The following is a 20,286-nucleotide window of genomic DNA, read 5'->3' as shown; positions in this document are numbered from 1 at the left end:
TTCTAAGTTATCATTATTTAATGTAACAATATATTTTTAAAGTTATCTGTTTCAAATCGTTGCATTTCATTATTTTCATCCGCATAAAGCAATAAAACATTTAATTCTGGATGCTTTTTTACGAATGTTTTCACTTGTTCTAAATCCATTATCATAAAAGCAGTAGCATAGCCATCAGCCATTATACAGGTAGGTGCTAAAACTGTTGCACTTAGAATAGTGTTTTTTTCTCTCTTCCCTGTTTTTGGATTTATAATATGAACAAATTTTTCTCCTGTAATAGAATCTGTTATTACTTTACGATAGTTTCCAGATGTTGCCATTCCAACATTCTCTAGTTGAATTGTTGCTATTAACTTTCTTTCATCTGGCTTTTGTAATGGATCATCTATACCTACAATCCAACTTTTATTATCAATACTGTTTTTTCCCAAGGCGAATAATTCTCCTCCTATTTCTATGATTCCATTTTCAATTCCTTTTGATTTTAAAAATTTCACTACAACGTCAACAGAATAACCTTGTGCTATTGAATTAAAATCGAAATAAATAGCAGCATATTTTTTTGAAATTGTTTTGTTTTCGTTTATCTTAACCTTATTAAAACCAACATATTGCAACAAACTATCAATTTGATTTTGAGTAAGATTTTGATGTTTTTTACTAGGTCCAAAACCATAAGCATTTACTAAAATTCCAATTGTTGGATCAAATAGTCCTTCTGTTTCATTAAAAATTTGATTTGAGGCTTTAAATGTATCAACAAAAAAATCATCAATAACAATAGTACTATCTCCCAAATTTATTTTAGAAATTTTAGAATCATTTCTATAAGTCGAAAGTGACATATCAAAAGCTAAGAGCAAAGAGTCTATTTGCAATTTAGAAACTAACTCTTCATTAGCAATATATTTAATTGCATAAGTACTACCTTGAGCTTCTCCTTGAATTACAAAAAAAGTATTTTCTTTTTTTTCACAAGAAGTCATTAATACAAAAAGTAGAAGTAGACTATAAAAGTTCTTTATATCCATTGTAATTGATTATATAATCGGATGAAACGTAAACTGGTTTTTCGAAATCTTCTGCATTGGCAATGCCAACGCCTGCAAATAATACTTTTGCATTTTTTGTTTTTGCATGATTAATAAATGTTTCTACAAACAAAACATTGGGTTCATCTGGATTTATAGGATAAGGAACCGCTTGTACCATGACAAAGTGTAATCTATTTTGTGTGTCTACACAAACAAATTGAGGATGTTTTTTTAATTGACTATTAATTGCAATAAATTCGAAACCTTTTTTTTCAAGGTCTTTCCCTACATGATTCATTGCAATTTGATGTAGTTCTTGTTCTGTAAGTTCTTCCATAGTACAAAAATACAAATAAGCTTGAATAGAAATTAAAAAACCGATTCATTTCTGAATCGGTTTTTTAAAATATTATCCTCCAAAATCATCAAATCTGATGTTCTCAGGATCAAGTCCGAAGTCTTCACCCATTTTTTGAACTGCTTTGTTCATCATTGGTGGACCACAGAAATATAATTCAATATCTTCTGGATTTTCATGATGTGATAAATAGTTATCAATTACTACATTATGAATAAATCCAACGAATCCGTCACCTTCTCCATTAACACCTTCTTTTACTTTCCAGTTATCTTCTGGTTGAGGCTCAGATAATGCTAAATAGAATTTAAAGTTAGGAAAATCTTTTTCTAACGCTCTAAAGTGATCTGTATAGAACAACTCTCTCTTTGAACGACCTCCATACCAATATGTTACTTTACGTCCTGTTTTAACAGTACGGAATAAGTGATATAAATGAGAACGCATTGGTGCCATACCTGCTCCTCCACCTACATATAACATTTCTGCTTCAGTTTCATTAATGAAGAATTCTCCATAAGGACCTGAAACCACTACTGGATCACCTGCTTTTCTTGAGAAAATATAAGAAGAAGCAACTCCTGGATTTACTTTTGCCCATCCGTTAATGTTTCTATCCCATGGTGGAGTAGCAACACGAACATTCAACATAATCTTTCTTCCCTCAGCAGGATAAGAAGCCATTGAATATGCTCTTTCTACTAATTCATCATTTTTCATTACTAATGGCCATAAATTAAATTTATCCCATTCTGCTTTGAATTTTTCTGGCTCACCTGGATGTTCTACTGGATGTGCTGTGATATCAATATCTGTATAATTGATTTCACATTTAGGAATCTCAATTTGGATATATCCTCCTGGTTCATAATGCATATCTTCTGGCAACTCAACGATAAACTCTTTAATAAAAGAAGCTACGTTATAGTTTGAATATACTTTTGCTTCAAATTTCTTAATTCCAAACACTTCTTCTGGAACTTCGATAACCATGTCACTCTTAACTTTCACCTGACATCCTAAACGCCATCCTTCTGCTAATTCTTTTCTACTAAAGTGAGGCACTTCTGTTGGCAAAGCTTCTCCACCACCGTCAAGAACTTTACATTTACATTGAATACAAGTTCCACCACCACCACAAGCTGATGGCAAGAAAATTTTGCTTGATCCTAATGTAGATAATAATGTATTTCCTGAACCTACTTCAATTTCATTCTCTCCATTAATTTTAATTTTAACTGGACCAGATGGAACCAATTTAGCTTTGGCAAATAATATAATTGCAACAAGAGCTAGTAATAAAATTAAAAAGGCTATTACTGTTGTACTGATTAAACCAGTAGTACTTACTTCTAAAGCTATCATAATTATTCCTGTACTGTTTGGGTTAATGAATCATTTGCTATTTGTTCTACCTCTGTTGAATCTGATACAATTTCTACTTTTTCTTCAATAGATGTAGAAGGCTCAACATTTTCAACAAGTTCTTTTTTAGGTTCAGCACTATCCCCTCCTGAAAGCATTCCTCCAAAAGACATAAAACCAATAGCCATTAAACCTGTTAAAATAAATGTCATACCTAAACCTCTAAAAGCAGGTGGAACATTTGAATATCTGATTTTTTCTCTAATAGCTGCAATAGCTAAAATTGCTAAGAACCAACCAATACCTGATCCAACACCATATACGGTTGCTTCAGTAATATTATTAAATTCTTTTTGTTGCATGAATAATGATCCTCCAAGAATAGCACAGTTCACAGCAATTAAAGGTAGAAATATACCTAATGATGTGTATAATGCTGGAGCAAATTTTTCAACGATCATTTCAACTAACTGTACCATTGTAGCAATAGTAGCAATAAAAAGAATAAATGTTAAAAAGCTTAAATCATAATCTGCATATTCTTCACCTAACCACACTAATGCACCTGGACGAAGTAAGTATTGATCTAATAAAAAGTTTAAAGGAACAGTTACTAACATTACGAAAATAACTGCTGCACCTAATCCTACTGCTGTAGAAACTTTTTTAGAAACCGCTAAGTATGAACACATTCCTAAGAATGTTGCAAATACCATATTATCAATAAAGATTGATTTTAAAAATAATTGTAATAATTCCATTTCTTAGTTTGTTTCTATTAGACTTTTATTTCTTGAACGTTGGAATCCGATAATTAATCCTAAAGTAATTAACGCCATTGGAGCTAATAACATAAAACCATTATTTTCATATCCTAATGCGTAAAGTCCTGTTTTTTCAACTGGATCACCAAATACTGGAAAACCTAATAATTTTCCTGAACCCAATAATTCTCTGAAAAAACCTACTACTACTAAAATTAATCCATATCCTGCTGCATTACCAATTCCATCTAAAAATGCTTTCCAAGGACCATTACCTAAAGCAAAAGCTTCAAAACGTCCCATGATAATACAGTTTGTAATAATTAATCCGATAAATACAGAAAGTTTTTTAGCCAAATCTGGCACATAAGCTTTCAGTGTTAAATCTACAATAATTACTAAAGCCGCAACGACAACAAGTTGAGCGATAATTCTAATTGCAGAAGGAATAATATTCCTCATTAATGAGATAACTACGTTACCAGCCGCTAGTACAAACATTACAGACAATGCCATAATAATTGACGCTTTTAGTTCAGCAGTAATTGCTAATGCAGAACATATTCCTAATACTTGAACCGTAATAGGATTACTATCTGTAAGCGGATCTTTTACTAAACCCATATTCTTTTTTGAGAACAATGGCTCTTTTACTGTGTTTTTATTTTCTGCCATAGCTTATTTTTTTATAGTTTCGAAATAAGGCAAATAAAGCTTAATCCCAGATTTTAACATTGCTCCAACTCCATTACCTGTAATTGTTGCTCCTGAGATAGCATCTACTTGATTATCTGATTTATCTACATTATTAGGATCTCCATTTGATTTAGAAATCTCAACTGATTTATAATTTCCTTCAGCATCAAAAATCATTTCTCCTTTGAAGTCATCTTCAAAAAATGCTTCAGTGATGTTAGCACCCAATCCAGGAGTTTCTCCTTTATGGTCAAAATACACACCATTGATACTTTTTAAATCATCGTTTAAAGCAACATAGCCCCAAATAGCATCCCAAAGACCATTACCTCTTACTGGAACAATATAGATTTTTTTACCTTCTTTTTCTCCTACAAATAAAGGTAATTTCTGAACTTTACCTTGTTTTGCATTATCTAATTCCTTCTTTATATTAATTAAATACGCTTCCTTATCTTCAGTTACTTTATCACCTTCAATAACGAATTGCTCTTTAATATATTTATTAAATGTTTCTGTAGCATTTGTTCTATCTGAATCAATGCCCATTGCACTTAAAATATCCATTTGCGTTTTAACTTTATCATTGTTATCACGCATCTCTTTTGTTGCACTTGCAAAAAATGCCAACAAAGAACCTACTACAACTACTAATATTACTGAGAATATTATAGTATATAAATTTGAATCTGTACGTTTAGTTGACATAATTATTAAGCAGTTTTAGTTTTTAAACGTTTCATTCTTCTTTTTACATTTCCTTGAACCACATAATGATCAATTGTTGGAGCAAATACGTTCATTAATAATATTGCCATCATTACTCCTTCTGGATAAGCTGGATTAAATACACGAATTAAAATACTGATAAATCCGATTAAGAATCCGTAAATAATTTTACCTTTATTTGTTTGTGATGCAGAAACAGGATCTGTCGCCATATACACAATACCAAAAGCTAAACCTCCAACTAGTAAATGTTTCCAAAAAGGGAAAGCCATTAAACCATAGAATTTACTTGACTCTGTGATAACACCTGCGTCTACTATTCCGTTAAAGATTAATCCCATTACAACAGCTCCAATGATTGAAGAAATCATAATTCTTGCACTACCAATTCCTGTAAAAATAAGGAAAGCAGCTCCTAATAATATTAAAAATGTTGATGTTTCACCTACAGAACCTGGAATATATCCAAAGAACATATCTGTAGCAGAATAGGCAACAGGTTTATTTGCTGCTAAAGTTCCTAAAATAGTTTCTCCTGATATTGCATCTGGTAATTGCTCTATACCTTGTAATTTAAGGTTTGCAATTTCATTAGCTCTTTCTACTGATCCGTGAACCCAAACTTTATCTCCCGACATCCAAGCTGCCCAGTTAAAGAACAAGAAAGCACGAATTGTTAAAGCAGGATTCAAAACATTCATTCCTGTTCCTCCAAATAATTCTTTTGCTATAATTACACCAAAAGCTACTGCAACAGCAAGCATCCATAATGGTAAATCGATAGGAACAATTAAAGGCACAAGCATACCTGTTACAAGATATCCCTCTTCTACTTCATGTTTCTTAACTGTAGCAAAAATAAACTCAATACCTAAACCTACTCCATAAGAAACAACCAATAGAGGTAGAATCTTTTTTAACCCAACAATGAAATTATCCATTGTTAAAAATTCAGCAACTCCATTAGTTGCCAAATTATACTGATAACCAGCATTAAACATACCGAATAAAAGAACAGGAACCATTGCCATGATTACTGTATTCATTACACGTTTTAAATCGGTAGCATCTCTAACATGTGACCCTGAATGAGTGGTTATGTTAGGTACATAAAGAAAAGTATGCAATGCATTGAAACCTTGTTCAAACTTAGTTCCTTTATACTTTTCTTTTAAATTATGTAAATTTTGTTTTAATCCCATTTTTTGTGATTTTAAAATTTATTTGAAAGATTTATCCTACCTCGTTTATCATTACATCTAATCCTTCTCTAACGATATGTTGATGATCTTGTTTTGAAACACAAATATATTCTGTCAATGCAAAATCTTCTGGAGCTACTTCATAAATACCTAATGCTTCCATTTGATCTATATCTTTTACTAAAATAGCTTTCAATAATTGCATAGGGTAAATATCCAAAGGAAATACTTTTTCATATTCTCCTGTTAATACAAAACCTCTATGTTCACCGTTAGTATTTGTGTTTAGATTGTATTTTTTCTTTGGTGTTAAGAAAGAAAACATATTTGCTCTATAAACACTAAATTTATTAGGTCTTGGAATATTCCATCCGAAGAAATCATAATCATCTCCTTCTGGAATTACTGTAATCTGGTTATGATAATATCCTAAGAAATCATCTTTTGATTTTTTATCTCCAGTTAACACGTTTCCACTTATAATTCTATAATTACCTTCTTTTAAGTTTCCAGAAACAACATCACTTATTTGAGCTCCGATTAAAGCTTTCACATAAGATGGTGTTTTAAAACCTGTTCCTGTTAAAGCAATTATTCTTTCGGAATTAAATTTCCCTGTTAAGAACAACTCTCCAATTATAGCAACATCTTCAATTTGAACAGTCCAAACTTTCTCCCCTTTATTTATTGGATCAATTTTAGCAATTTGAGTAGAAACTAATCCAACTGGATGCAATCCTTTCCCTTTATGAACTTTAACACCATCAACTGAAGGCATAAAATCTGATTTAGGAGAAACAGTTACATGAACTTTTCCAGATGTTAATTTAGTTAATGCTTCAAAACCAACTTTTAAAGCTTCTTGTTTTCCTTTTAAAACAAAATCCAAATCTCCTTGTAACGGAGCTGAATTTATTCCAGAAACAAAAATAGATTTTGGTGTATCAGCCGAATTCGCAATTACATCATAAGGACGTTGTTTGATAAATGACCAACAACCTGATGTTAATAAATGTTGCTTAACTTCTTCACCTGATAAATCTTTTGGGTTTTTCTTGCTATGCTCTACATGAACGTCCTGAATATCAGCAGTTATTCTAACTTCTAGAATTACTCTTTTTTCACCACGAACAATTTCTTGAATGGTTCCACTCACTGGTGAGACAAACTTTACAGCTTCGTCATTCTTAGAGTAGAAAATTACTTCTCCAGCTTTTACAGCTGCGCCTTCTTTAAGAACCATTTTAGGTGTTACTTTATGAAAATCAGAAGGTTTAATAGCATAGACTTTCGAGCGAGTTACTTCAGAAATTGTTTTTTCTGCTTCACCCTTCAACTTAAGGTCTAAACCTTTTTTAATTCGAATGTCTTTTGACATGTTTATTGAAGATATGGTTAGTACTATTTTATAAAACGTGCAAATTTAATTAATTAAGGAACACTACTCCAAAAATATAACTATTGATTTTCATTATTTATATCTATTCTAAATTATAAAATATCACGGTTTAAACTATAAAATTTGCATATCTATTTCTAGTTTTAGTATTTTTACAAAAAATCACACAAAAAGATGACTAAAAGAATCTATATTTTATTTTTTTTAATTTCATTTTCAAACAGTTACACGCAAGTAGAAAAAGAAATAGCACCTCCTTTTAATATAAAAACAGTTTCTTTTGTTCAAAACAACAACAACGTTTTACCCTTTTTTAAATTAGGAGATAATTTTGAACTTCAATTTGATGATTTATTCGGAAATGAAGCGGATTATTACTACACTATAACACAGTATAATTATGACTGGACACCTTCAAGTTTAGCCAAAGTAGAATATCTAAACGGAATGGATAATCAAAGAATCATTACCTATGAAAATTCATTTAATACTTTGCAATTATATTCTCATTACAGACAACAATTTCCAAATAAATTTAACAGAATAACAAAAACAGGAAATTATATTGTAAAAGTTTTTAATGATGAACAAGAAATTGTTTTTTCAAGAAGATTTATTGTTTATGACGAGTCAGTAAGCGTTGCATCAGAAGTAAGAAGAGCAAGAGACTTTGAATCAATAAATGAAAAACAAAATATTGAATTATCAATAAAATATGGGGACTTAGTTCTTCAGAACCCTATAAATAATGTGAAGATTTCCATATTTAAAAATGGAAATTGGGAAAATTCTATTTCAAATATAAAACCTCAATATACAATTGGAACAGAATTAATTTACAGATACAACAAAGAGACTCAGTTTTGGGCAGGAAATGAATTCTACACTTTAGATAATTCACAAATAAGAGTCACCAACAATAGCGTTGGAAGAGTTACTTCTGGAGACATTTACAATTCACATTTATACACAAACAATGCTAGAAAAAACAGCATTTACACCTATTTCCCAGACTTCAATGGTAATTTTGTTGTTCTAAATAACAATGCAGAAAACTCGCAAATTGAAGCAGATTACTCATGGGTATATTTCACATTAAACGCACCTGACTTCTTCGATAGAGAAAACATTTACATAACGGGTATGTTTAACAATTATGTTATGAATGAAGAGAATAAAATGGCGTACAATAAAGAAAGTGGCCTATATGAAAAGGCAATATTAATTAAACAAGGATATACTAATTATCAATATACAATTGCAAATAAGAATAAAGAAATAGATTACAAAAATGCTATCGATGGTAATTTCTATCAAACAGAAAATAATTATACCATTCTTGTGTATTACAGAGGAAACAATGACCGATATGATAGAGTAATTGGCATTGCTAACACCAATAGCGAAGGAATCCGTAATTAAACATGAGCAGAAAGGACACCATTTACAGAGGAACAAAATGCCTAAATTGTAATACTTCACTAGATATTAGTGAGAAGTATTGCCATCATTGCGGACAATTGAATTCAAAAAAAAGATTAACTATAAGTGATTTTATTGAAGAATTTTTGTCAAACTTTTACGCTTACGACTCTCGTTTAAGAAATTCTATTATTTCAATATTTACAAAGCCTGGAGTTTTAGCAAAAGAATTCAACGAAGGAAAAAGACAAAAATACGCTAATCCTTTTAGACTCTTTTTAAGTGTTTCTATTATTCTTTTTCTTACTTTTAATTTAAATGAAAAATCCTCAGGTAATTCAACCAACACAAACAATACTAATTTACTTGATTCAAGCGAATTAAAAAAAGAACTTAGTCAAATTAATGATAGCATACCAAGCACAGATAAATCATTTATAAAAGAGCAAATTAATTCCTTCAGAGATTTAAGTAAAGACTCTATCTATACCAAATCTGAACTAAAGAAAAACAAAATGGGTTTTTATTACGAATTTAGTTCATTTCGAAATTTCAACAGAAAATATCCAAACAAAACACCTGAAGAAGCACTAAAAGAACTAGAATACGAAAACACCCAATTCAATCGTTTTTTATTCAAAAAATCTATTCTATTCAAAACAAACGATATAAAAAATGAATTAACAGAATACTTTTATCAAAAACTACCCTTTTTAATATTCTTATCATTACCCATCATCACTATTATGTTTTGGCTAGTCTTTTATTCAAAAAAAATAAATTATACAGAACATTTAGTATTTACTTATACCTACTTTACTTTTATATTTTTGTGCATGATTTTGTTCAATATTATTGGGGAAATTTCAGAAAATTTATTTGAAATAACTACTTTTATTTATTTCATATTCATGTTACCAATCTATTTTTACAAATCCTTAAGAAATTTTTATGGACAGAATCGTTGGAAAACCATTTTAAAATTCATACTTTTGAATCCTTTATTTGGTATATTTTTATTAATTTCCATGTTGATAATGATATCTTTAGGTGTAATTTTGTTTTAAATTTATGGTAACTCAAATAACAAAAGGCATAAAAATCTCTGTATTGACTAGTTTTGAAGGGACTTACTTCAAAAACTACAAGATAAACTTTGCCTTTAGTTACCAAATCACAATAGAAAATTTTAGCAAAGATTCTGTTCAATTAAATTCTAGACATTGGGAAATTTACGATGCACTTAACAACATTGAAATTGTAGACGGTGAAGGTGTAGTTGGTAAAAAACCTGTTTTAAAACCTGGCGAGAAACACACTTACACGTCTGGATGTTTACTTTCTTCTCCAATAGGAGCTATGAAAGGGTTCTACAATATGATTAACTTTACTACAACAAAAAGTTTTAGAGTTATAATTCCTACATTTAAATTTAGTGCACCATTCGCACTGAACTAATCCTTTCTTGCAAGATTCTCATTCTAACATTTTCTTATACTATTTACATTATTTTTTTCTTAAATTTGCGAATCATTATTTAATAATTCATTAAAAAACAACACTATGTTAAAAGGATTTTTTAACGTTCCCAAAGCTGTAAATGAGCCTGTAAAAGCATATGCTCCTGGCTCACCTGAAAGAGAACTAGTTTCGGCTGTATACAAAGAAATGTGGAACTCAAAAGTAGATGTTCCATTATATATTGGTAACGAAGAAATTAGAACTGGAAATACAAAAACATTATCTGCACCACATGATCACCAACATATAGTAGGTACATATCATTTAGCAGAGAAATCTCATATAGAAAAAGCCATTAATAATGCGCTTGAATCTAAGAAAAAATGGGCTGCAATGTCATGGGAAAATCGTGCTGGTATTTTCTTAAAAGCAGCAGAATTATTAGCAGGTCCTTACCGTGCTAAAATAAATGCAGCAACAATGATTGCGCAATCAAAAACAATTCATCAAGCCGAAATTGATTCAGCTTGTGAATTAATCGATTTCTTACGTTACAACGTAGAATTCATGACTAAAATCTACGCTGATCAACCAGCATCTAATTCAGATATGTGGAACAGAGTTGAATACAGACCATTAGAAGGTTTTGTATATGCAATTACTCCTTTCAACTTTACAGCTATTGCAGGAAATTTACCATCAAGTGCTGCTTTAATGGGGAATGTAGTAGTTTGGAAACCAGCGGCAACTCAAATATATTCTGCAAATGTAATCATGCAAGTTTTCAAAGAAGCAGGTTTACCAGATGGTGTTATCAATATGGTAATGGGTGATTCTGGAATGGTTTCAGATGTAATTTTATCTAGCCCACACTTAGCCGGTGTTCACTTCACTGGATCTACAGGAGTTTTCAATGACATTTGGAAAACTATTGGAAATAACATTGCAACTTATAAAACATATCCAAGAATCGTTGGAGAAACAGGTGGAAAAGATTTCATTATTGCACATCCATCTGCTAACGCAAAACAAGTAGCAACAGGAATTACTCGTGGTGCTTTTGAATTCCAAGGACAAAAATGTAGCGCTGCTTCTCGTGTTTATATTCCACAAAGTTTATGGCCTTCTGTAAAATCTAATGTAGAAGCAGATTTAGCTTCAATAACAATGGGGTCTCCAGAAGACATGAGCAATTTTGTTACTGCTGTAATTTCTGAAGCGTCATTTGACAAATTAGCTCGTTATATCGATCAAGCTAAAAAAGACAGCGATGCAGAGGTAATTATAGGAGGAAATTATGACAAATCAAAAGGTTATTTCATTGAACCAACCGTTATCTTAACTACAAACCCTAAATATTCAACTATGGAAACCGAATTATTTGGTCCTGTAGTTACTATTTATGTTTATGAAGATGCAAAATGGACTGAAACTTTAAAATTAGTTGACGAAACTTCTGAATATGCATTAACTGGGGCTGTATTTAGCCAATGTCGTTATGCAGTAGAAGAAGCAACAGTTGCTTTACAAAATGCTGCTGGAAACTTCTATATCAATGACAAACCAACAGGTGCTGTTGTAGGAATGCAACCATTTGGAGGTGCAAGAGGTTCGGGAACTAACGACAAAGCAGGTTCGGCACAAAACTTATTGCGTTGGGTATCACCTAGAACAATCAAAGAAACTTTTGTTACACCAGAAGATTATAGATATCCATTTTTAGGATAACATATATAAAAAAATCCCGCAAATGCGGGATTTTTTTTATTTCTTATATTTAAGAGCTAAATGAACCACTTTTTTAGTTTCAAAAAACTCCTCAGTAAAATAATCTGATAAATTATACAAAGTTGCTTTAGGAAAAGTAGCTAACTCTTCACTTAAATCTCCTCCTTTTAAATATAAAATTCCATTTCTTAATTCATGCTTTGACTCTTTTTTTATTTTCCCATCAACCCAATTGACAAAATCAGGCATATTGGTTACTGCTCTACTAACAATAAAATCAAAATCACTACGAACTAATTCTGCTCTTTTTTGTTCCGCTTTAACATTCTTCAATCCTAAAGCAACAGTCACTTCATTTACTACTTTTATTTTTTTAGCAATAATATCTATTAAATAAAAATCAACTTCAGGATGCATAATCGCTAAAGGAATCCCTGGAAATCCTCCTCCAGTTCCTACATCTAAAATTTGAGTTCCAGGTTTGAATTCCAGAATTTTAAAAATCCCTAAAGAATGTAAAACATGACGAACATATAGTTCTTCAATATCTTTTCGAGAAATAACATTTATTTTTGAATTCCAATCTTCATACAAATCTTTCAACATCTCAAATTGTCTAATTTGAGTATTCGTTAAATTTGGAAAATATTTTAAAATTAACTCCATATCCTATTTTTGTTGCAAAAATACATTTTTTAACAAACAATTAGATTAAAATATACAGTGTCAATAAGATAATTATTATCTTTGGTCGCAAACCAAGTTTAGTTTATAAAATGAACACAAAAGCACCTATCTTCTCAAAAACTGACAATGCAAAATTTTTCAGAACACTAAATAAACGTGTAAATGACTATTTTAAGACGAATAATCTTAAGAAAACCGGAAACTGGAAATTACATTTAAAAACAATTGTAATGTTTGCTCTTTTCCTTACACCTTATTTCTTTTTAATTTCATTAACTATGCCTCTCTGGTTATATCTTCTATTAAGTATAGTTATTGGAATAGGAATGGCAGGAGTTGGAATGAATGTAATGCACGATGGAAATCATGGTTCTTATTCAACTAAAAACTGGGTAAATAAAATCATGGGAGGAAGTATATATATCTTAGCAGGAAATGTTTACAACTGGCAAGTACAACACAATGTTCTACATCATACTTATACAAATATACCAGGACATGATGAAGATTTAGATGCAGGAAGAATTATTCGTTTTACTAAAGAAGCAAAATGGTATAAATTTCATAAATTTCAGCATTACTATTCTGTATTTTTATACGGATTATTAACTTTCAATTGGTCATTAACTACCGATTTTAAGCAAATGAAAGGATATTTAAAAAGAAAACTTTCATACGGTAAAATAAAAAGTCCTAAAATTCTTTGGACAACACTAGTAATTACAAAAGTTATTTATTTTTCAATTTGGTTAGTAATTCCTATGATTCTAGGAATTGTATGGTGGAAAGTTTTAATTGGTTTTTTTGTGATGCACTATACTGCTGGTTTAATTTTAAGTATTGTATTCCAATTAGCACATATTGTTGAAGAAACAACAAACCCACTTCCTTCTGAAGCTGGAGAAATTGAAAATACTTGGGCAATTCATCAATTGTTTACCACAACAAATTTTGCTCCTAAAAACTGGATTGTAAATTGGTATACTGGCGGCCTTAATCATCAAATTGAACATCATATTTTCCCGAATATAAGTCATATTCATTATGGTAAAATAGCAGAAATTGTAAAACAAACTGCAAAAGAATGTAATCTGCCTTATTACGAATATAAAACAATGAGAAGTGCAGTAATTGCTCATTTCAAACATTTAAAAGAACTAGGACAACAACCTCAATTAGCATAAACAACTAACAACATTACATACAATGAATCCGTTATCAGATAGAATTAATAATTTATCTACATCACAAACCCTTGCTATGGCTGCATTAGCAAGAGAATTAAAAGCACAAGGAAAAGATATAATCAGTTTAAGTTTAGGAGAGCCTGATTTTAATACTCCTGATTTTATAAAAGAAGCAGCAAAGAAAGCAATTGATGAAAATTATAGCACCTACTCACCTGTTGATGGTTATGTAGAATTAAAAGAAGCTATCTGTAAAAAATTCAAAAGAGATAATGATTTGGAATACAAATCTTCTCAAATTGTTGTTTCAACTGGTGCAAAACAATCTTTATACAATATTGCTCAAGTAATGCTAAACGAAGGAGACGAAGTGATTCTTCCTGCTCCATATTGGGTAAGTTATTACGAAATCATTAAACTTTCTGGAGGAACTCCTATCGAAGTTCCTACTTCTGTTGATAGTGATTTCAAAATCACACCTGAACAACTTGAAAAAGCAATTACACCAAAAACAAAAATGATGTGGTTTAGTTCTCCTTGTAATCCTAGCGGTTCTGTTTACAACAGGGAAGAACTTACAGCGCTTTGTAAAGTTTTAGAAAAACACCCAAATATATATGTAGTTTCAGATGAAATATATGAGCACATAAATTTCTCAGGAACATTTTGTAGTATTGGATCTATTCCAGGTATGCTAGATAGAACAATTACGGTTAATGGAGTAGCAAAAGCGTTTGCTATGACAGGATGGAGAATTGGATATATTGGCGCTCCAGAATTTATTGCAAAAGCATGTACAAAAATTCAAGGACAAGTTACAAGTGGTGCTAATTCTATAGCTCAACGAGCAACTATTGCTGCTGTTGAAGCTGATCCAAAAGTATTAAACTACATGGTAGAAGCTTTTCATAAAAGAAGAGATTTAGTTGTTGGTTTAATTCAAGAAATTCCAGGATTAAAAATCAATGTTCCAGAAGGAGCTTTTTATGTATTTCCTGATGTTTCCGATTATTTTGGTAAAACTTTAAAAGGAACAAAAATTGAAAACGCAACTGATTTCTCTATGTATCTTTTAGCAGAAGCTAATGTAGCTACTGTAACAGGTGAAGCTTTTGGTAATCCAAATTGTATTCGTTTTTCTTACGCAACAAGCGAAGAATTATTAAAAGAGGCATTAAAAAGAATAAAGGAAGCGTTAGCATAACACTTCTAAAGCCATAAAATGAAAAGGGTGTAAATTAATAATTTACACCCTTTTCATTTTATAATAATTAGTTTTCTACAAAAAGTGTAGCAATATCTTTTGTAATTTGTGTAGGTGAGTTACAATCGCAATTTGATAACCCTATTACATAAACCTTTTCTTTTGGCAAATAAATGCCCATAGATTTAAACCCAAAAATACTTCCTCCATGCTCTATGGAGATAGAGTTATTAATTTCTTTTATATGCCAACCATAACCATAGTGAATTTCTTCTCCACTGTTTAGCTTATAGTTTGTCAATATCTTTTGCTTTGTTTTTGAGCTTACTAGCTTATTTGTATCCATTGCATTTTGCCATTTTAACATATCATCTACAGTTGACATAATTGAACCCGAAGCATAAGGCAAAGTAAAACTTATATAATCATTATTAATATATCCCTCTTTATTATGATAGCCTGATACTCTATTCTTTATAATTTTTCTGTGATTTGCATAATAAGTAGCCTCCATTTCTAATTTATCAAAAATATTTTTCTGGATGAAATCTTCATACGATTGTCCTGAAACTATTTCAATGATATAACCCAAAACAATATATCCTGAATTATTATATTTAAATTGTTCTCCTGAATTAAAATCCATAGGTTCATTTTTAAAAAAATCTACAAGCTCCTTTGGAGGTAAATCCTTTTTTGAAATACTCCTAAGCTCTTTCATTTTGGTAAAATCTTTAATACCCGAAGTATGTGTTAACAAATGATGTATTGTCATTTTATTTCCTTGTGTAGGATAATCTGGAATAAACTTTACAATTTCATCTTGAAAATTTAATTTCCCTTGTTCTTCAAGTAGTGCTATTGCTACAGCCGTAAATTGTTTTGTCATGGATCCAATTTCAAAGACAAACTCGGGTTGCATATCAATATTCATTTCTAAATTGGCTTTACCAAAAGCTTTTCTATAAATTGATTTTCCTTCTTTTGCTACTAGAAAAACAGCTCCTGGATTATCTGCTTTAAATTTAGAGATTATTAAACTGTCCATTTTTGATTCAATGGTCTGTGCATAAAAATTAGATTGTGCTAACAAAAACGCAATCAAAAATATCTTAAAAATTACTCTCATTCTTTTTATTATTTAAATTGATGATTTCTTTTTTAGACCTTATTATGCCAAAAGAAGTTACAAAAAAAGCGAACAATATTGTCCGCTTTTAATTTATAGTAGCATTTTAGAAATAAGTTATTATGACTGAAATCGTTTATCAAAATAGGATTTAATAAAGAATATTTGTAAAAGACTAAAAACAGAAAATACTAGCAAAGAATAACTCAATGTTTTAGAAAATTTGAGATTCGAAAACAACTGCCAAATAGAGTCATCAATTATTTCCCCAAATAAAGTAGTAAATGAATTGTCTTGAATTTTCCAATCTATAAAGTAAAACGCAGAGCTAAATAAAAGCAAAAGAAAGGTAAAAACTAACATCCAAACTTGCCTTGAAATCAAAGGTTTGTTTAGTTTATAAAATTGATTTTCTTTCGTTATTTCTTTCATTATTTTCAAAGTAAAATCAGTCGATGGTGATTCTAGAACTGATTTATCCATCATTTTTTTTATAAAATCTTCTTCTCTATTTTGCACTTCTTTCATAGTTTTCTATAATTTCTGTTGGTAATTGAGCTCTTAAAATATTTTCTAACTTCTTTCTACTTCTAAACAGTTTCACTTTTGCATTATTCTGATTAATATTTAGCACTTTAGAAATTTCTTCTAATGATTGATCTTCATAATAATATAAAGTTAAAAGAATACTTTCTTCATAAGGTAATAAATTTAGACATTTTTGAATACTAATTTGTTGTTCTTTTAAAACCAATGTATCAAATATGCTTTCTAATTCTATTAGTTGTGTTTCTGTATGTTCTTCTATCGGTATAAAATTATTCTGTCTATTATATTTCTTCAAAACATCTAAACACGTATTATAGGCAATTTTATAAATCCAAGTTGAGAATTTTGAATCTCCTTTAAATTTAGATAATGATTTAAAAATCTTCACAAAAACATCTTGGGAAACTTCTTCTGCTTCTTCCTTGTTTTTTAGTATCCTAATAGCTATTGTAAAGATTAAATCTTTATATCGATCTACTAAAATGGAAAATGAACTGACATCTCCATTCAGCACTTTATTAATATAAATTTGATCTTCTACTTTACTCATATATAAGATAAGACTGTTAAAAGTAAAAATGGGTTACATCATTTTAAAAAAATAAAAAACTTGTAACCAAAATATAAAAATGTTCGTCATAAGCTATAACACATTAAATGTAATCAATTAAAAAACAAAAGTTATGGGATCAGAAATCATTATTGTACCTGTGTTATTTTTATCCATTTTTGGAATATTCTATTTATTTTATAGTACTAGAAACAAAGAACGTTTAGCCCTTATAGAAAAAGGAGTTGATGCAAACATTTTTGTTTCTAAAAATCACTCCTCCATGTTTATTTGGAAAATTATCATTCTAAATTTAGCTTGTTTAATGATAGGAATTGGTACTGGAATATTATCTGCCTTATTTATTGAGTCTCTACTTGAAATTAATAACGGTCCTATTTATCCAGGGTTAATTTTCTTATTTGCAGGAATAGGTCTTTTGGTTGGTTTTAAAATTTCCAAAAACCTAGAATAAACATATTTAAAACAGATAAAATTGGGCTACTTAAATAAAAGTGGTCCTTTTTTATCTGTTTAAAATATTAAAAACTTAATTTTGTTTTGAAACTAATTCAAAACAACAACACAACAATGAATAAAAAAATTTTACTCTTAGGCTCTGGAGAACTAGGAAAAGAATTTGTAATTGCAGCACAACGTATTGGACAAACTGTAATAGCTGTTGATAGCTATGAAAACGCTCCTGCGATGCAAGTAGCGCACGGATTTGAAGTCATTAATATGCTTGATGGAGCTGAACTAGACAGCATTATAGCCAAACATAATCCTGATTTTATTGTTCCTGAAATTGAAGCCATTCGCACAGAACGATTTTATGATTATGAAAAGCAAGGAATAACAGTTGTGCCTTCGGCAAAAGCAGCCAATTTTACGATGAACCGAAAAGCCATTCGTGATTTAGCTTCAAAAGAACTGGGTTTACGAACAGCCAATTATCGCTATGCAACCTCATCGGAAGAATTGCAAAAAGCCGTTACTGAAGTTGGAATGCCTTGTGTTGTTAAACCATTAATGAGTTCGTCTGGAAAAGGACAATCTACTATAAAGTCAGAGGAAGATATTAGTAAGGCTTGGAATTATGCTGTAGAAGGTTCTCGTGGCGATGTGGTAGAAGTAATTGTAGAAGCATTTGTTAATTTTCATTCGGAAATTACACTTTTAACGGTTTCCCAAAATAACGATTTACCAACTTTATTCTGTGCTCCTATTGGTCATCGACAAGAAAGAGGAGATTACCAGGAAAGTTGGCAACCAGCAAAAATTTCTGATAAGGATTTATTTGAAGCACAAGACATGGCTGAAAAAGTCACAGAAGCCTTAGGTGGAGCTGGACTTTTTGGTGTTGAATTCTTTCTAACTGACGAAGGTGTTTATTTTTCAGAATTATCGCCAAGACCACATGATACAGGAATGGTTACTTTAGCAAATACTCAAAACTTTAATGAATTTGAATTGCATTTGCGTGCTATATTGAGTTTACCGATTGCCCAAATTACTTTAGAAAAGAATGGTGCCAGTGCTGTTATTTTAGCTTCTGAAAACTCAAACAATCCTACCTTTAGCGGTGTTGAAAATATAGCAGGTTTACCCAAAACAGATTTTAGATTATTTGGAAAGCCTACTTCAAGACCTTATAGACGAATGGGTGTTGTTTTAACAAATGACACTTTAGAAACTCCAATTGAAGCAATCACAGAAAGAGCAAAAGAAATCGCTAAATTGATAACTGTAAATTCATAAATCATGAAACATATTTTAAGTCTTATTTTTGTTTTTTTCATAACAATTGGAAATGCTCAAGAGAAAAAAACTCCCACAGAGAAAAAACAAACCGTTGAAGCATCTTGTGGGCAATGTCAGTTTGGAATGAAAGGTCACGGTTGTGATTTAGCTGTTAGAATAGATGGAAAATCTTATTTTGTAGAAGGTACACATATTGATAAACACGGTGATGCTCATGCGGAAGATGGTTTTTGTCAAACTATTCGAAGAGCAGAAGTTATAGGTGAGGTTAAAGACAGTGTATTTGTTGTTACACATTTTAAACTATTACCAAAAAAGAATAAATAATGGCTTTAATCCTTGAAAACATTGCCAAAATAGTATCTCTTTCAGAAAAGGAACAGTCCTTGTTCTTATCAAAAGTAGAGATTCAAAATCATAAAGCAAAAACAATACTTCACAATGCAGGTAAAATTTGCAAACATTCCTATTTTGTGAATTCAGGGATTCTAAGAAGTTTTAATATCAATGATAATATTGTAGAACATGTGCTCCATTTTGCTTGCGAAGGTTGGTGGATTGGAGACATGTATAGTTTATTATCTCAAAAACCAGGCAACTTATTTATTGAAGTACTAGAAGATGCTGAAATTGTGTTATTGTCTAAAGAAAATCAAGATGAATTGTATCTTGAGATTCCAAAACTAGAACGCTTTTTCCGCATCTTAACTGAAAACTCATTAGTAGCACATCAAGAAAGACTGATGGATAATTTAAGTTTATCTGCTGAAGAACGTTTTGAGAAATTCTGCTCAAAATACCCTACACTAATTCAAAAAGTACCACAAAAACAAATTGCTTCTTATATAGGTGTAACGCCTGAGTTTTTCAGTAAAATGAAAGCTCGGTTATTAAAAAAATAATTCCTTAATCTGTTTATTTTACTCTATACAACGATTCTTCATTTTGTTAATACAATTTGTTGTTCTTTTAAATACTATTACTCTTCCATACTGTTTCTATACACTATCCTCCCTTTATCCTAACCTTTAAGTAACCTTTAATATGGAGTAGTA

General features: G+C 30.5%; 22 protein-coding genes. 10 read left to right on the top strand and 12 right to left on the bottom strand.

Translation table 11 applies throughout. From position 1 onward, the window contains the following. Positions 1-17: 17 nt before the first annotated feature. From SY27_RS17870 to SY27_RS17835, 8 genes are all read right to left on the bottom strand, one after another. Positions 18-1,034, bottom strand: a complete 1,017-nt coding sequence (locus SY27_RS17870; RefSeq protein WP_045972968.1) for an FAD:protein FMN transferase — start codon at positions 1,032-1,034, stop codon at positions 18-20. Beyond that, the gene (locus SY27_RS17865) at positions 1,012-1,374 is read right to left on the bottom strand and encodes a hypothetical protein (protein ID WP_045972966.1); all 363 of its coding nucleotides are present in this window, start codon (positions 1,372-1,374) and stop codon (positions 1,012-1,014) included. Before SY27_RS17865 ends, SY27_RS17870 begins: the two co-directional genes overlap by 23 nt. A gap of 72 nt (positions 1,375-1,446) precedes the next feature. Then, positions 1,447-2,760: an NADH:ubiquinone reductase (Na(+)-transporting) subunit F gene (gene nqrF, locus SY27_RS17860; protein WP_045972964.1), complete on the bottom strand. Its 1,314-nt coding sequence runs from the start codon at positions 2,758-2,760 to the stop codon at positions 1,447-1,449. Between the two features lie 2 nt (positions 2,761-2,762). After that, a complete protein-coding gene (gene nqrE / locus SY27_RS17855; RefSeq protein ID WP_082084396.1) occupies positions 2,763-3,521 on the bottom strand; it encodes an NADH:ubiquinone reductase (Na(+)-transporting) subunit E in 759 nt (252 codons plus the stop codon). Positions 3,522-3,524: 3 nt separating this feature from the next. After that, positions 3,525-4,199, bottom strand: coding sequence for an NADH:ubiquinone reductase (Na(+)-transporting) subunit D (locus tag SY27_RS17850; RefSeq protein ID WP_045972960.1), 675 nt, complete (start codon positions 4,197-4,199; stop codon positions 3,525-3,527). 3 nt (positions 4,200-4,202) lie between these two features. Beyond that, positions 4,203-4,928, bottom strand: a complete 726-nt coding sequence (nqrC, locus tag SY27_RS17845) for an NADH:ubiquinone reductase (Na(+)-transporting) subunit C (RefSeq protein WP_045972958.1) — start codon at positions 4,926-4,928, stop codon at positions 4,203-4,205. 5 nt (positions 4,929-4,933) lie between these two features. Next, positions 4,934-6,151: an NADH:ubiquinone reductase (Na(+)-transporting) subunit B gene (locus SY27_RS17840; protein ID WP_045972956.1), complete on the bottom strand. Its 1,218-nt coding sequence runs from the start codon at positions 6,149-6,151 to the stop codon at positions 4,934-4,936. A gap of 31 nt (positions 6,152-6,182) precedes the next feature. Further along, entirely contained in the window at positions 6,183-7,529 is a 1,347-nt protein-coding gene (locus SY27_RS17835) for a Na(+)-translocating NADH-quinone reductase subunit A (protein ID WP_045972954.1), read from the bottom strand. A gap of 195 nt (positions 7,530-7,724) precedes the next feature. Here SY27_RS17835 and SY27_RS17830 point away from each other — a divergent pair, with 195 nt between their 5' ends. From SY27_RS17830 to pruA, 4 genes are all read left to right on the top strand, one after another. Next, entirely contained in the window at positions 7,725-8,972 is a 1,248-nt protein-coding gene (locus tag SY27_RS17830) for a DUF5103 domain-containing protein (protein WP_045972952.1), read from the top strand. Positions 8,973-8,974: 2 nt separating this feature from the next. Continuing rightward, positions 8,975-10,039: a DUF3667 domain-containing protein gene (locus SY27_RS17825; RefSeq protein ID WP_082084395.1), complete on the top strand. Its 1,065-nt coding sequence runs from the start codon at positions 8,975-8,977 to the stop codon at positions 10,037-10,039. 4 nt (positions 10,040-10,043) lie between these two features. After that, positions 10,044-10,430, top strand: a complete 387-nt coding sequence (apaG, locus tag SY27_RS17820; protein WP_045972948.1) for a Co2+/Mg2+ efflux protein ApaG — start codon at positions 10,044-10,046, stop codon at positions 10,428-10,430. Between the two features lie 105 nt (positions 10,431-10,535). Then, positions 10,536-12,161 carry an L-glutamate gamma-semialdehyde dehydrogenase gene (pruA, locus tag SY27_RS17815; RefSeq protein WP_045972946.1) on the top strand — a complete coding sequence of 542 codons (1,626 nt, stop codon included), beginning with the start codon at positions 10,536-10,538 and terminating at the stop codon, positions 12,159-12,161. 36 nt (positions 12,162-12,197) lie between these two features. Here pruA and rsmG read toward each other — a convergent pair whose 3' ends face one another. Beyond that, a complete protein-coding gene (gene rsmG / locus SY27_RS17810) occupies positions 12,198-12,827 on the bottom strand; it encodes a 16S rRNA (guanine(527)-N(7))-methyltransferase RsmG (RefSeq protein ID WP_045972943.1) in 630 nt (209 codons plus the stop codon). Positions 12,828-12,937: 110 nt separating this feature from the next. On the opposite strand from rsmG, the gene SY27_RS17805 reads away from it, so the two are divergent. Together SY27_RS17805 and SY27_RS17800 are read left to right on the top strand one after the other, a co-directional pair. Then, positions 12,938-14,032: an acyl-CoA desaturase gene (locus tag SY27_RS17805; protein ID WP_045972941.1), complete on the top strand. Its 1,095-nt coding sequence runs from the start codon at positions 12,938-12,940 to the stop codon at positions 14,030-14,032. Positions 14,033-14,054: 22 nt separating this feature from the next. Continuing rightward, positions 14,055-15,239 carry a pyridoxal phosphate-dependent aminotransferase gene (locus SY27_RS17800; RefSeq protein ID WP_045972938.1) on the top strand — a complete coding sequence of 395 codons (1,185 nt, stop codon included), beginning with the start codon at positions 14,055-14,057 and terminating at the stop codon, positions 15,237-15,239. A gap of 67 nt (positions 15,240-15,306) precedes the next feature. On the opposite strand, the gene SY27_RS17795 is transcribed toward SY27_RS17800, so the two are convergent. From SY27_RS17795 to SY27_RS17785, 3 genes are all read right to left on the bottom strand, one after another. Next, positions 15,307-16,287 (bottom strand): serine hydrolase, encoded by a 981-nt coding sequence (locus SY27_RS17795; protein ID WP_235271038.1) that lies wholly within the window; start codon positions 16,285-16,287, stop codon positions 15,307-15,309. Positions 16,288-16,488: 201 nt separating this feature from the next. Further along, positions 16,489-16,896: a hypothetical protein gene (locus SY27_RS17790; RefSeq protein ID WP_045972934.1), complete on the bottom strand. Its 408-nt coding sequence runs from the start codon at positions 16,894-16,896 to the stop codon at positions 16,489-16,491. Further along, the gene (locus SY27_RS17785; protein ID WP_045972932.1) at positions 16,877-17,467 is read right to left on the bottom strand and encodes an RNA polymerase sigma factor; all 591 of its coding nucleotides are present in this window, start codon (positions 17,465-17,467) and stop codon (positions 16,877-16,879) included. Before SY27_RS17785 ends, SY27_RS17790 begins: the two co-directional genes overlap by 20 nt. A 133-nt stretch (positions 17,468-17,600) precedes the next feature. On the opposite strand from SY27_RS17785, the gene SY27_RS17780 reads away from it, so the two are divergent. The 4 genes from SY27_RS17780 (at position 17,601) to SY27_RS17765 (ending at position 20,133) form a co-directional block, all read left to right on the top strand. Then, positions 17,601-17,942: a DUF6249 domain-containing protein gene (locus SY27_RS17780; protein ID WP_045972930.1), complete on the top strand. Its 342-nt coding sequence runs from the start codon at positions 17,601-17,603 to the stop codon at positions 17,940-17,942. 86 nt (positions 17,943-18,028) lie between these two features. After that, a complete protein-coding gene (gene purT / locus SY27_RS17775; RefSeq protein ID WP_369793082.1) occupies positions 18,029-19,228 on the top strand; it encodes a formate-dependent phosphoribosylglycinamide formyltransferase in 1,200 nt (399 codons plus the stop codon). 3 nt (positions 19,229-19,231) lie between these two features. Continuing rightward, positions 19,232-19,558, top strand: a complete 327-nt coding sequence (locus SY27_RS17770; protein WP_045972926.1) for a DUF6370 family protein — start codon at positions 19,232-19,234, stop codon at positions 19,556-19,558. Then, positions 19,558-20,133, top strand: a complete 576-nt coding sequence (locus SY27_RS17765) for a Crp/Fnr family transcriptional regulator (protein WP_045972923.1) — start codon at positions 19,558-19,560, stop codon at positions 20,131-20,133. The genes SY27_RS17770 and SY27_RS17765 overlap by 1 nt, the downstream gene beginning before the upstream one ends. The last annotated feature ends 153 nt before the right edge of the window (positions 20,134-20,286 follow it).

The sequence above is a fragment of the Flavobacterium sp. 316 genome, from assembly GCF_000967805.1.
Classification (GTDB): domain Bacteria; phylum Bacteroidota; class Bacteroidia; order Flavobacteriales; family Flavobacteriaceae; genus Flavobacterium; species Flavobacterium sediminilitoris.
This window is presented reverse-complemented; position numbering and strand designations above follow the sequence as displayed.

What these genes read in the sequence shown, in the direction of transcription:
- SY27_RS17870 (WP_045972968.1), bottom strand. Translation starts at nt 1,034, where the DNA reads ATGGATATAAAGAACTTTTATAGTCTACTTCTACTTTTTGTATTAATG.
- SY27_RS17865 (WP_045972966.1), bottom strand. Translation starts at nt 1,374, where the DNA reads ATGGAAGAACTTACAGAACAAGAACTACATCAAATTGCAATGAATCAT.
- nqrF (WP_045972964.1), bottom strand. Translation starts at nt 2,760, where the DNA reads ATGATAGCTTTAGAAGTAAGTACTACTGGTTTAATCAGTACAACAGTA.
- nqrE (WP_082084396.1), bottom strand. Translation starts at nt 3,521, where the DNA reads ATGGAATTATTACAATTATTTTTAAAATCAATCTTTATTGATAATATG.
- SY27_RS17850 (WP_045972960.1), bottom strand. Translation starts at nt 4,199, where the DNA reads ATGGCAGAAAATAAAAACACAGTAAAAGAGCCATTGTTCTCAAAAAAG.
- nqrC (WP_045972958.1), bottom strand. Translation starts at nt 4,928, where the DNA reads ATGTCAACTAAACGTACAGATTCAAATTTATATACTATAATATTCTCA.
- SY27_RS17840 (WP_045972956.1), bottom strand. Translation starts at nt 6,151, where the DNA reads ATGGGATTAAAACAAAATTTACATAATTTAAAAGAAAAGTATAAAGGA.
- SY27_RS17835 (WP_045972954.1), bottom strand. Translation starts at nt 7,529, where the DNA reads ATGTCAAAAGACATTCGAATTAAAAAAGGTTTAGACCTTAAGTTGAAG.
- SY27_RS17830 (WP_045972952.1), top strand. Translation starts at nt 7,725, where the DNA reads ATGACTAAAAGAATCTATATTTTATTTTTTTTAATTTCATTTTCAAAC.
- SY27_RS17825 (WP_082084395.1), top strand. Translation starts at nt 8,975, where the DNA reads ATGAGCAGAAAGGACACCATTTACAGAGGAACAAAATGCCTAAATTGT.
- apaG (WP_045972948.1), top strand. Translation starts at nt 10,044, where the DNA reads ATGGTAACTCAAATAACAAAAGGCATAAAAATCTCTGTATTGACTAGT.
- pruA (WP_045972946.1), top strand. Translation starts at nt 10,536, where the DNA reads ATGTTAAAAGGATTTTTTAACGTTCCCAAAGCTGTAAATGAGCCTGTA.
- rsmG (WP_045972943.1), bottom strand. Translation starts at nt 12,827, where the DNA reads ATGGAGTTAATTTTAAAATATTTTCCAAATTTAACGAATACTCAAATT.
- SY27_RS17805 (WP_045972941.1), top strand. Translation starts at nt 12,938, where the DNA reads ATGAACACAAAAGCACCTATCTTCTCAAAAACTGACAATGCAAAATTT.
- SY27_RS17800 (WP_045972938.1), top strand. Translation starts at nt 14,055, where the DNA reads ATGAATCCGTTATCAGATAGAATTAATAATTTATCTACATCACAAACC.
- SY27_RS17795 (WP_235271038.1), bottom strand. Translation starts at nt 16,287, where the DNA reads ATGGACAGTTTAATAATCTCTAAATTTAAAGCAGATAATCCAGGAGCT.
- SY27_RS17790 (WP_045972934.1), bottom strand. Translation starts at nt 16,896, where the DNA reads ATGAAAGAAGTGCAAAATAGAGAAGAAGATTTTATAAAAAAAATGATG.
- SY27_RS17785 (WP_045972932.1), bottom strand. Translation starts at nt 17,467, where the DNA reads ATGAGTAAAGTAGAAGATCAAATTTATATTAATAAAGTGCTGAATGGA.
- SY27_RS17780 (WP_045972930.1), top strand. Translation starts at nt 17,601, where the DNA reads ATGGGATCAGAAATCATTATTGTACCTGTGTTATTTTTATCCATTTTT.
- SY27_RS17770 (WP_045972926.1), top strand. Translation starts at nt 19,232, where the DNA reads ATGAAACATATTTTAAGTCTTATTTTTGTTTTTTTCATAACAATTGGA.
- SY27_RS17765 (WP_045972923.1), top strand. Translation starts at nt 19,558, where the DNA reads ATGGCTTTAATCCTTGAAAACATTGCCAAAATAGTATCTCTTTCAGAA.